Source organism: Sphingomonas sp. Ell38C01 (assembly GCF_055231975.1).
In genome coordinates, this window is record NZ_JBUYVA010000001.1 from 1127880 (window position 1) to 1138391 (window position 10512).

10 protein-coding genes are annotated in these 10512 nt (G+C 70.9%); 2 read left to right on the plus strand and 8 right to left on the minus strand.

Annotated features, from left to right (window positions below):
• Positions 1 to 50: 50 nt before the first annotated feature.
• The gene (locus ACV7NO_RS05330) at positions 51 to 1049 is read right to left on the minus strand and encodes an ornithine cyclodeaminase family protein (protein ID WP_463404981.1); all 999 of its coding nucleotides are present in this window, start codon (positions 1047 to 1049) and stop codon (positions 51 to 53) included.
• Positions 1050 to 1180: 131 nt separating this feature from the next.
• On the opposite strand from ACV7NO_RS05330, the gene ACV7NO_RS05335 reads away from it, so the two are divergent.
• Positions 1181 to 1513 (plus strand): L-rhamnose mutarotase, encoded by a 333-nt coding sequence (locus ACV7NO_RS05335; protein ID WP_463404982.1) that lies wholly within the window; start codon positions 1181 to 1183, stop codon positions 1511 to 1513.
• 138 nt (positions 1514 to 1651) lie between these two features.
• Here ACV7NO_RS05335 and ACV7NO_RS05340 read toward each other — a convergent pair whose 3' ends face one another.
• A complete protein-coding gene (locus ACV7NO_RS05340; RefSeq protein WP_463404983.1) occupies positions 1652 to 2512 on the minus strand; it encodes an IclR family transcriptional regulator in 861 nt (286 codons plus the stop codon).
• A 5-nt stretch (positions 2513 to 2517) separates the two neighbouring features.
• Here ACV7NO_RS05340 and ACV7NO_RS05345 point away from each other — a divergent pair, with 5 nt between their 5' ends.
• Positions 2518 to 3411 carry an amidohydrolase family protein gene (locus ACV7NO_RS05345; protein WP_463404984.1) on the plus strand — a complete coding sequence of 298 codons (894 nt, stop codon included), beginning with the start codon at positions 2518 to 2520 and terminating at the stop codon, positions 3409 to 3411.
• Between the two features lie 13 nt (positions 3412 to 3424).
• On the opposite strand, the gene fucP is transcribed toward ACV7NO_RS05345, so the two are convergent.
• The 6 genes from fucP to ACV7NO_RS05375 all read right to left on the minus strand — a co-directional run bounded on the left by fucP (position 3425) and on the right by ACV7NO_RS05375 (position 10481).
• Entirely contained in the window at positions 3425 to 4603 is a 1179-nt protein-coding gene (gene fucP, locus ACV7NO_RS05350; RefSeq protein WP_463407283.1) for an L-fucose:H+ symporter permease, read from the minus strand.
• Positions 4604 to 4865: 262 nt separating this feature from the next.
• The gene (locus ACV7NO_RS05355; RefSeq protein WP_463404985.1) at positions 4866 to 5633 is read right to left on the minus strand and encodes an L-fucose dehydrogenase; all 768 of its coding nucleotides are present in this window, start codon (positions 5631 to 5633) and stop codon (positions 4866 to 4868) included.
• Positions 5630 to 6919 (minus strand): L-fuconate dehydratase, encoded by a 1290-nt coding sequence (locus ACV7NO_RS05360; protein WP_463404986.1) that lies wholly within the window; start codon positions 6917 to 6919, stop codon positions 5630 to 5632. The genes ACV7NO_RS05355 and ACV7NO_RS05360 overlap by 4 nt, the downstream gene beginning before the upstream one ends.
• Complete coding sequence (locus ACV7NO_RS05365; RefSeq protein ID WP_463404987.1) at positions 6916 to 7761, minus strand: fumarylacetoacetate hydrolase family protein; 846 nt, start codon at positions 7759 to 7761, stop codon at positions 6916 to 6918. Before ACV7NO_RS05365 ends, ACV7NO_RS05360 begins: the two co-directional genes overlap by 4 nt.
• Positions 7762 to 7771: 10 nt before the next feature.
• Entirely contained in the window at positions 7772 to 8512 is a 741-nt protein-coding gene (locus ACV7NO_RS05370) for an SDR family oxidoreductase (RefSeq protein WP_463404988.1), read from the minus strand.
• A gap of 52 nt (positions 8513 to 8564) precedes the next feature.
• A complete protein-coding gene (locus ACV7NO_RS05375) occupies positions 8565 to 10481 on the minus strand; it encodes an alpha-L-fucosidase (RefSeq protein WP_463404989.1) in 1917 nt (638 codons plus the stop codon).
• Between the last annotated feature and the right edge of the window lie 31 nt (positions 10482 to 10512).

Sequence of the window (10512 nt, forward strand, 5' to 3'; positions counted from 1 at the left end):
GGCGGCAGCGTATCATCGGCGCGACGGCGAGATCGATGCGTTTCGCGGCGTCACGTCGGCAGCGTGTGCATAAACGATGCGCGATCGAGCGCGGCGAGGACATGCGCGCCCGCCGCGAGATCCTGCACGATATGGCCGAGCGACTTGTAGACGGTGACCTCGTCCGCGCTGCGGCGTCCTTCTGCGTGGCCGAGCAGGACGTCGCCGATCTCGGCCGCGAGATGATCTTCGGTGATCGCGCCGCTGGCGACCGCGTGGCGGAACTCCGCGCCCTGCGCGAGGACCGAGGCGCGGCCGTCCGCGACGAAGCGCGCGCGGGCGACCAGCGCGTCGTCCGCCTCGCGCGGGCCGTCGACGCTCGACCCGACGAGGTTGACGTGCGCGCCGGGGGATACCCAGTCGCCGAACAGCACGGGATCGCGCGCGGTGGTGACGGTGCAGACGACGTCGCATGCCGCAGCCTCGCGCGCGGTGGCGGCGCGGACGGGCAAGCCGGTCGCGGCGGCGGCGCGGGCGGCGAGTGCGGCGGCGGCGTCCGGGTCGCGGCCGGCGATGAGCACGGCGTCGAAGGCGCGGACGCAGGCGAGCGCGGCGATGTGCGCTTCCGCCTGCGTGCCCGTGCCGATGATGCCGAGCGTGCGCGCGTCGGGGCGGGCGAGCGCGTCGGTCGCGACCGCGCTGGCGGCGGCGGTGCGGATGCGGGTGATCTCCTCGGCGTCGAGGATCGCGACCGGCGCGCCGCCGTCGCGGTCGAACAGGACGACGACGCCCTGGTGGCGGTGCCGGGTGGGGCGCGCCGGATCGGGGAACACGCTGACCAGCTTGGCGCCGAACACGCCGCCTGCGACCCCGTCGAGCGCGCCGGGCATGATGCCGAACAGCCGCCCCTCGCCGAGCGCGACGACGTTGCGGAGCGGCTGCGTCGTCCGGCCGGCGGAGAGCGCGCGCATCGCGTCCGCGACCACGGGAATGCACGCGGCGAAGGGGAGGTGACGGCGGACGGTGTCGCCGTCGATCCAGCGCGGGGCCGGCGGGAGCGTGGCTGGCATGAGGTCTCCTGCGCGGCAGGCGCGCGCGCCGGGATACGGTGTGGGGCGCGTGCCCCATCGTCAAGGGCGCAGCCTCCGGCCGATGCGTTTCGCGTGATGCGATGGTCCGGGCTTCGCGCTATGGAGGTGGCATGACCCGACGCATCGTGAGCATCCTGGACCTGGTCGACGATGCGGCGTTGATCGCGACCTATCGCGCACGGCATGCGCCGGGGGCAGTCTGGCCCGACGTGATCCGCGACATCCGTGCGCGCGGGTGCGAGGCGATGGAGATCTGGCACGTCGAGGATCGGCTGGTGATGATCGCGGAGGTGGCGGAGGATTTCCCGCGTGCCGCCGATCCCGCACTCGCCGCGACGGTGGCGGCGTGGGAGGCGGCGATGGACGCCTATCAGCGGCCGTTGCGCGCCGGGGCGGAGAAGTGGACCGTGACGGAGCGGATCTTCACGCTGACGGGTGAGTAAGGCGGGGGCGGGACGAATCGACGGTCACGTGTGTGATGTGAGAAGGCAGGGGACTATATCGTTATCCCGGACTTGATCCGGGGTGACGCGGAAGATTGACGCCGTCCACCACTTTCGCCGGGGTGACGTCCTGGACGCCTACGCCTTCGCGGTGTGCTTCCGGCGGGTCGGCGGGGCGGGGGCGGAGAGGCTGGCGGGGACCGGCTGGTCGCTGCGATCGAACCAGCCGAGCGCGGTCGAGATCGCGGCGGCGGCGTCCTTGAGCAGGTCGAGCGTCTCCGCCGCCGTCCGGTGCGGCGCGCCGTCGATGGCTTCGAGGAACGGCACCGTCAGCGCGGCGACGACCTGTCCGTCGAACCCGAAGATCGGGCAGCTCATGTCCGACACCCCGGCCATCCGCGCGCTGGGGATGCATTCGTGCCCCTGCGCGCGGATCCGCTCGAGCCGGGTGGCGAGCGCAGGCGCGATCGGGCCGGCCAGTGCGTCGCGGCGGTCCGGGGCGGTGAAGGCGAGCAGGACGTGCCCCGAGCAGCTGGTGAACAGGTCGATCGTGGTGCCGAGCCGCACCGCGAACCCCGTCGGCCCCGGGCTTTCCTGGCGCAGTACGATCAGCCCGGTGCGCCCGCTGGCGACGACCAGATGGCAGGATTGTTCCGCCTGCCCCGACAGCGCGTGCATCAGCGGCGCGGCGACTTGCGCGAGTTCCTGCGCGGGCGTCGCACGGTGCGCGGTTTCCAGCAGCCGGTAGGTGACGCGGTAGCGGTCGCTCGCGGCATCCTTGTGGAGCCAGCCGCGGCGTTCGAGGACGACCATGACGCGGAACAGCTCGCTGATCGAGCGGCCCATCCGCGTCGCGATCTCGCTGATCGACAGGCCCGACGGCTCGGTCGCGAGCAGCTCGATCACGTCGATGCCCTTTTCGAGCGCGGGGGCGGAATAGGCGGGCTGTTTCGCGCTGTCGGCGGGAGCGGGGGTTTCGGTAGCGGCGGTTCGGCGCATCCGGCATGACTAGCGCAGCGATCCGCGCTTGTCACGAACGCGCGGGCGGCGTGGAGGGACGAGTGGGCGATATCGACGCGCATCAGCATTTCTGGCGATACGACGCCGCGGCGTTCGGGTGGATCGCGGCGGGCGGGGTGCTGGCGCGCGACTTCCTGCCCGACGACCTGCCGCCGGAGATGCGCGCGGCCGGCGTGTCCGCGACGATCGCGGTGCAGGCGCGGGCGGTGCGCGAAGAGACCGACTGGCTGCTGGCGCTGGCGGCGCGGACGCCGTGGATCGCGGGCGTCGTCGGCTGGCTGGACCTGACCGACCCTGCGATCGCGGAGGTGCTGGCGGAGTATCGCGACGCGATGCGGCTGGTGGGGCTGCGGCATCTCGTCCAGGACGAAAGGGACGACGCGTTCCTGCTGCGCGCGGATTTCGTTCGCGGGTTGCGCGCGGCGGTGGCGCAGGGGCTGGCGTACGACATCCTCGTCTTCGCGCGGCAGGCGGTGCACGTGCCGGCGTTCCTCGATGCGGTGGGGGACGGGCGGTTCGTGCTCGATCATGGCGGCAAGCCCCCGATCGCGGCTGGCGGGTGGCAGCCCTGGGCGGATGCGGTGGCGCGGATCGCGGAGCATCCGGGGGTGTGGTGCAAGCTGTCCGGGCTGGTGACCGAGGCGGGGGCGGACTGGCAGCCCAATGATCTGGCGCGGTATATGGATCACCTGCTGGCGTGCTTCGGCGCGGAGCGGCTGATCTTCGGGTCGGACTGGCCGGTGTGTACGCTCGCGGCGCCCTATGCGCGGGTGCATGCGCTGGCGGCGGACTTCGTCGCGCGCGCGTGTCCGGCAGCGCGCGACGCGGTGTTCGGCGGGAATGCCCGCGCGGCGTACCGGTTGGCGGGCTTGGGGTGACGGTGCCGTCCTTCTAGCTGCGCGCCGACCGGCGAATCGTCAGCGCGAAGGCCAGCACCATGGCGAAACAGGCGGCGGGGACGAGCATCGCGACACCGATCCCGGCGCGGTCCGAGACGTGGCCCATCGCCCCCGTCAGCACCGCGCCGCCGATGATCGCCATGACGATCAGCGAGGCGCCCGCACGGCGGAGCGGGCCGAGGTCGTCCATCCCCAGCGCGAAGATCGTCGGGAACTGGATCGACATGAACAGGCTGGCGGCGACGAGCGCCCAGACGCCGGGCGTCCCGCCGGTGACCGCCGCGACCACCGCCAGCCCGAGCGCGATCGCGGCGCAGGCCGCGAGCAGCCGGGCGGGCGCGATCCGCGTCATCAGCGCCGCACCGAGCAGGCGGCCGATGCCGAACAGGACGAGGCTGGCGAAGAGATAGTCCGCGGCGTCGTGCTCGGCGAGGCCGGGGATCGCGGCCTGCGCGTAGCGGATCGTGTAGCTCCACATGCCCACCTGCGCGCCGACGTAGAAGAACTGCGCGACCGCGGCGAGGAGGAGGCGGGGATGGTGGCGGAGCGCCACGAAGCGCGCGTCGCGGGTGTCGTCGCCGATATCGTATCCGGGCGCGACGCTGGCGCCGGGAAAGCGGATCAGCGCAGCGGCGATCGCGAAGGCCAGCACGACCAGGCCGATGACGAGATAGGGCGTCTGCACCGCGACGATCTGCTCGCGATAGACCGCGGCGCCGGTGGCGCCTGGGGTCGCGACGCCAACGATCCGCGACAGGATGAAGTATTTCCCGACCAGCACGCCCGCGACGGTGCCCGCGGGGTTCGCCGCCTGCGCCCAGGTGAGTCGCCGCGCCGCGCTGTCGGGGGAGCCGAGCTCGGTCATCAGCGGGTTGGCGGAGGTTTCGAGGAAGGCGAGCCCGCATGCGATCACGAACAGCGCGGCTAGGAAGTAGCGATATTCGGCGAAGTGCGCCGCCGGATAGAAGAGCAGCGCGCCCGTCGCGTAGAGGAGCAGGCCGGTGACGATCGCGGCCTTGTACCCGCGCGTGCGGGTGACCATCGCGGCAGGGACGGCGAGCAGGAAATAGCCGAGATAGAAGGCCTGCTGGACGAAGCTGGTCTCGAAATCGGAGAGCGTGAAGGCCTTTCGGAAATGCGCGATCAGGATGTCGTTGAGCGCGTTCGCCATGCCCCACAGGAAGAATAGCGACACCGTCAGGACGATCGCAGGCCCATAGCGTCTCGTGGTGGTCACCCTCGCGTGCTCCCCGGCCATCGTGTCTCTCCTGTGGCCCCCGTCTTTGCGGGTGTGCCGTGTTCTTGTTCGCTTGCCTCACCCCTTTTCCGTTCGTGCCGAGCTTGTCGAAGCACTGTCCTTCTTTCCAGCGTCGAGAAGAAAGGCAGCACTTCGACAAGCTCAGTGCGAACGGACGGGGGGAAGGCGATTCATCCTACCCGTCGATCGCGCGGTCGAGGTGGGTGTAGCCGCCATCGACGAACAGCCATTGCCCGGTCGTATGCCCGGCGCGGCGCGACAGCAGGAACAGGACGGTGTCCGCGATCTCGTCCGCGTGCGTCATGCGCTGGCCGAGCGGGACGCGGCGCTCGATCGCCGCGCGGGTGGCGGCGGGATCGTCGAACGTCTCGAGCCAGCGGGCGTAGAGCGGGGTCATCACCTCGGCGGGGACGACCGCGTTGACGCGGATGCCGTCGCCGCGCAGCGCGACCGCCCATTCGCGGGTGAGCGCGAGTTGCGCGCCCTTGGCGGCGGCATAGGCGCTGGTGTCGCCCTGGCCGGTCACCGCGGTCTTCGACGAGATGTTGACGATCGCGCCGGTGCTGGCGCGCAGATGCGGCAGCGCGTGGTGCGCCATCGTGAAATAGTGGACGAGGTTCGCGTCGAGCGAGGCGCGGAACGCGGCCGGGGTGGCGGAGAGCCCGACGCCGTCGTTCGCACCCGCATTGTTGACGAGCGCATCGATCCGGCCGAACCGCGCCGCGGCTTGCGCGACCGCGGCCTCGCAAGCGGCCTCGTCGGCAAGATCCGTGGCGATGAAGAGATGCTCGCCGAGTGTGGCGGCGACATCGGGCGCGGGGCGGGAGCGCGATACGATCACGGGGATCGCGCCTTCCGTGCACAGCCCGCGGCTGATCGCGGCGCCGATCCCAGAGCCGCCGCCGGTGACGATCACGACGTGACCGGCGAGTTCCAGGTTCACGCGCCGAACCGCCCGGGGAACCGTTGCGCGACGAGCGTTTCGGCCTTCATCTCGATCGAATAGCCCGGGCGTGTCGGCGGCATATAGGCCGCGTCGCGGATCACGCAGGGGTCGACGAAATGTTCGTGCAGATGGTCGACATATTCGATCACGCGGCCCTCCATCGTGCCGGCAAAGCACAGATAGTCGATCATGGACAGGTGCTGGACATATTCGCACAGCCCGACGCCGCCCGCATGGGGGCAGACGGGCAGGTCGAACCTGAGCGCCAGCAGCAGGACCGCGAGCACTTCGTTGACCCCGCCGAGGCGGCAGGCGTCGATCTGGACGACGTCGATCGCGCCTGCTGCCATGAACTGTTTGAAGAGGATGCGGTTCTGGCACATCTCGCCGGTCGCGACCTTCACGTCGCCAATGTTGGCGCGGATGCGGGCGTGGCCGAGGACGTCGTCGGGGCTGGTCGGTTCCTCGATGAACCACGGCTTTGCAAAGGCGAGCGCGTTGACCCAGTCGATCGCGACGCCCACGTCCCACACCTGGTTGGCGTCGATCATCAGGTGGCGGTCCGGCCCCATCTCCTCGCGCGCGATGCGGACGCGGCGGATGTCGTCGTCGAGATCGCGGCCGACCTTCAATTTGATATGGTCGAACCCCGCGTCGCAGGCGGCGCGGGTCAGCCGGCGCAGCTTGGCGTCGTCATAGCCGAGCCAGCCCGCCGAGGTGGTGTAGCAGGGGTAGCCGGTCGCCTCGAGCGTGGCGATCCGCGCGGCCTTGCCCTGCGCGCGGGTAGTGAGCAGCGCGAGCGCCTCGTCGCGGGTGACCGCGTCCGTCAGGTAGCGGAAGTCGATCGCGGCGACGAGCTGCTCGGGGGTCATGTCCGCGACGAGGCGCCAGACGGGCTTGCCCTCGGCCTTGGCCCACAGGTCCCAGATCGCGTTGATGATCGCGCCGGTCGCGAGGTGGATCGCGCCCTTGTCGGGGCCGATCCAGCGCAGCTGGCTGTCGCCGGTCAGGTGGCGCCACATGCGCCCGGGTTCCTCCGCGATCCAGGCGAGGTCGAGCCCGATCACCAGATGGCGCATCGCCTCGATCGCGGCGACGCAGATCTCGTTGCCGCGGCCGATCGTGAAGGTGAGGCCGTGACCGGACAGGCCTGGGGCGTCCGTCTCCAGCACGACATAGGCGGCGGAGTAATCGGGATCGGGGTTCATCGCGTCCGACCCGTCGAGCGACGCGCTGGTCGGGAAGCGGAGATCGTAGGTGGTGAGGCCGGTGATCGTCGTCATGCGGCGGCGACCATCGTCTGGCGCTGTTCGCCGAGCCCGTCGATGCCAAGGCGGACGACCTGCCCCGCGCGGAGATACACGGGCGGCTTCTGGCCGAGGCCGACCCCGGCGGGGGTGCCGGTGGAGAGGATGTCGCCGGGCTCGAGCGTGCAGAACTGGCTGACATAGGAGACGATCGTCGCCACGTCGAAGATCATGTTCGCGGTGGTGCCGTCCTGATAGCGATGGCCGTCGACCTCGAGCCACAGCCGCAGCGCCTGCGGATCGGGAATTTCGTCCGCGGTGACGAGCCACGGGCCGATGGGGCCGAACGTGTCGCAGCCCTTGCCCTTGTCCCACGTCCCGCCGCGCTCCAGCTGGAACGCGCGTTCCGACACGTCGTGGACGACGCAATAGCCCGCGACATGCGCGAGCGCGTCCTCCTTCGCGACGTGGCGGGCGCGGGCGCCGATGACGACGCCCAGCTCGACCTCCCAGTCGGTCTTCTCCGATCCGCGCGGGATCTCGACATCGTCGTCGGGGCCCTGGATCGCGCTGGTCCACTTGCCGAACATGACGGGCTCGGCGGGGATCGCCATCGCGCTTTCGGCGGCATGGTCCGAATAGTTGAGCCCGATGCACACGAACTTGCCGACCCCGGCGACGCATGCGCCGATCCGTGGGGAGCCGGGCACGCGCGGGAGCGCGGCGACGTCGAGCGCGGCGATCGTCGCGAGGCCGGCGGGGGTCAGGCGCGCCCCCGCCAGGTCGCCGAGCGCGGCGGGAAGCGCGCGGATCGCGCCGTCGGCATCGAGCATCCCGGCCTTCTCGTCGCCCTTCGGGCCGTATCGCAGCAACTTCATCGTGTGACTCTCAATTGACCCAGCCGCCGTCGATCACATGGACCGCGCCGGTGGTGAACGCGGACTCGTCGCTGGCGAGATAGAGGAAGAGCGCGGCGATCTCGTCCGCACGGCCGAGCCGGCCCATCGGCTGGCGCGCGACGAACGCGCGCTGCGCCTCGGCGAGCGCGACGCCCTGCGCATCCGCCTGCGCGACGATGCGCTGCTCCAGCGACGGGGTCTCGACGGTGCCGGGGCACACGCAGTTGCAGCGGACGCCGCGCGCGACGAAATCGGCGGCGACCGCCTTGGTCAGGCCGATGACCGCGGCCTTGGAGGCGCCATAGGCGTAGCGGTTCGGGATGCCCTTCACGCTGGAGGCGATGCTGCTCATGTTGACGATCGAGCCGCCGCCGCGTGCGAGCATGTCGGGCAGGAAGGCGCGGATCGTACGGTGCATCGCGTGGACGTTGAGATCGAACGACAGCGCCCAGTCCTCGTCGCTGCCGGTCAGGATGTCGCCCGCCGCGACGAAGCCGGCGACGTTCGCGAGCACGTCGATCGCGCCGATCCGCGCGGGCAGGGCGGCGATCGCGGCCGGGTCGGTCAGGTCGATCGCGAGGCGTTCGACGCCGGGGATCAGCGCGAGCGCTTCGGCATCGCGATCGAGCGCCCAGACGGTCGCACCCTCGTCGCGGAAGCGCGCGGCAGTCGCGCGGCCGATCCCCTGTGCGGCGGCGGTGACCACCGCCGTCTTGCCCTGCAACCGCATCGCGCTCCCCCTCGATCACTTTTATCAGTCAAAATAGATTTTACTGCAAGCGTCAACGTCGCGAGGTGAACGCGCCGATGCCTGCGATCGCGAGGCGGGGGGCGGGGACCGCGGGGGCGGTGAAGCGAAGCCGGAGGAAGCGGGCGTCGCGCGGGGTGGCGAAGGCGATGCGCTGCGTCGCGAGCGCGTAGGCCATGTTGGGAAACTCGCCCGCCGCGCCCGCGCTCCATGCCTGGCCGTCGAGGCTGGTTTCGACCGTGTAGTCGCGCGGTGGCACCGCGCCGGTCATCACCGCGCGCGACGGGGTGAGGCTGAACCCGGCGAGCGGATGCGTGGCGCCGAGGTCCACGGTGACCGTGGCGGGGTGCGCGGCGTCCGGGGCGGGGAAGACCCACGCGGTCGCGGCGTCGCCATCGAGCAGCGCCTGCGCACCGGGCGCGCTGGCGGCGGCGATCGTCCACGCGGCGGTGGGCAGGATCGTCGGATCGCTTGAGGCGACGACGGGGACCGGGGCGGGCGCGACCTGACGGAACAGCGCGACCTCGCTGATCGCCGGACAGACGGGGGCGTCGAGGATGCGCAGCCGGATACGGCGCGCGGCGATCGGCTGCTGGAGGCGCACGATGCGCTGCGCCGAGATGCATTCGTGGACCGCGAGTTCGCGCCAGCGCCCGTCGAGCCACGCGTCGAGCGCGAATTTTGTGACGCGCACGCCGAGCGGCAGATACTCGCGGATTCGGATCAGGTCGAAGCTGCGTCCCGGCGGCAGGTCGAGCGTCAGCGACGGCGTCGTCACCCCGTCCGGGGCGGACCAGTAGGTGTCGCGATCGCCGTCTAGCACCTTCGCCGCCGCGAAGGCGGGCGCGCGGACATGGCTGGCCGACGCGACCGCACCCTTCGCCAGATCGGTCGCGAGCGTCGCGCGCATCGCGTCGCCGAACGACCGGAGCGAGGCGACGTCGGGATCGGCGAGCTTGCCGCGGCGATCGGGCGGCAGGTTCAGGTGCATGTTGGTGCCGCGCGCGACCGACTCGTCGTAATAGCGGACCAGCCGTTCGGGCGACTTGACCTTGGCGTCCTCGTCGGCGTGGTAGAACCAGCCGGGGCGGATCGAGGTGTTCGTCTCCGCAGGCCACCAGAGCGGCGCGCCGCGGACGCCCGAATTGCCCTCCGACTGGACATAGGGGTGGTTGGGCATCGTCGGCCAGCACGGATCGCCCGCGATGCCGTCCTCGTTCCCCACCCAGCGGATGTCCGCGCCGAGCGGATCGAAGGTGCACGCCATCGGCTGGTGCCGGTGGACGAGCGCGATCATCGACGGCCAGTCGTAATATTTCGGCGCGTCGATCTTCCGCGTCTCGCGCGCACCGCCGTAGTAGCCGTCGCCGCCGTTCGCGCCGTCGAACCAGAATTCGAAGAGTTCCCCGTAGCGGGTGCACAGCTCGACGATCTGCTTGCGGAAATAGTCGATATAGGCGGGGCGGCCATAGTCCGCGTGGTTGCGGTCCCACGGCGAGAGATAGAGGCCGAACTTCAGCCCGGCGCGGCGCGCGGCCTTCTCCATCTCGCCGACGATGTCGCCCTTGCCCTGTTTGTAGGGCGCGTTGCGGATGCAGTGTTCGGTGAGCATCGTCGGCCACAGGCAGAAGCCGTCATGATGCTTTGCGGTGAGGATGATGCCGCGCATCCCGCCCGCCTTCGCCGCGCCGACGATCTGGTCGGGGTCGAAATCGGACGGATCGAAGAGCGACGGGCTCTCGTCGCCGTAACCCCATTCCTTGTCGGTGAAGGTGTTGATCGAGAAATGGACGAACGCGTATTGCTCGAGCGCGTGCCAGGCGAGCTGGCGCGGCGAGGGGGTCGCGCCCCATGGGGCGGGCGCTCCGGGGGCGGCGAGCGCGGGGACCGCGGCGGCGGCGGTCCCTGCGAGGCCGGTGGCGATCAGCGTGCGGCGGGAGAGATCGGGCATCGGGGCGGTCCTTGTTCGATCAGGGGGCGGG

What these genes read in the sequence shown, in the direction of transcription:
- ACV7NO_RS05330 (WP_463404981.1), bottom strand. Translation starts at nt 1,049, where the DNA reads ATGCCAGCCACGCTCCCGCCGGCCCCGCGCTGGATCGACGGCGACACC.
- ACV7NO_RS05335 (WP_463404982.1), top strand. Translation starts at nt 1,181, where the DNA reads ATGACCCGACGCATCGTGAGCATCCTGGACCTGGTCGACGATGCGGCG.
- ACV7NO_RS05340 (WP_463404983.1), bottom strand. Translation starts at nt 2,512, where the DNA reads ATGCGCCGAACCGCCGCTACCGAAACCCCCGCTCCCGCCGACAGCGCG.
- ACV7NO_RS05345 (WP_463404984.1), top strand. Translation starts at nt 2,518, where the DNA reads ATGACTAGCGCAGCGATCCGCGCTTGTCACGAACGCGCGGGCGGCGTG.
- fucP (WP_463407283.1), bottom strand. Translation starts at nt 4,603, where the DNA reads ATGGCGAACGCGCTCAACGACATCCTGATCGCGCATTTCCGAAAGGCC.
- ACV7NO_RS05360 (WP_463404986.1), bottom strand. Translation starts at nt 6,919, where the DNA reads ATGACGACGATCACCGGCCTCACCACCTACGATCTCCGCTTCCCGACC.
- ACV7NO_RS05365 (WP_463404987.1), bottom strand. Translation starts at nt 7,761, where the DNA reads ATGAAGTTGCTGCGATACGGCCCGAAGGGCGACGAGAAGGCCGGGATG.
- ACV7NO_RS05370 (WP_463404988.1), bottom strand. Translation starts at nt 8,512, where the DNA reads ATGCGGTTGCAGGGCAAGACGGCGGTGGTCACCGCCGCCGCACAGGGG.
- ACV7NO_RS05375 (WP_463404989.1), bottom strand. Translation starts at nt 10,481, where the DNA reads ATGCCCGATCTCTCCCGCCGCACGCTGATCGCCACCGGCCTCGCAGGG.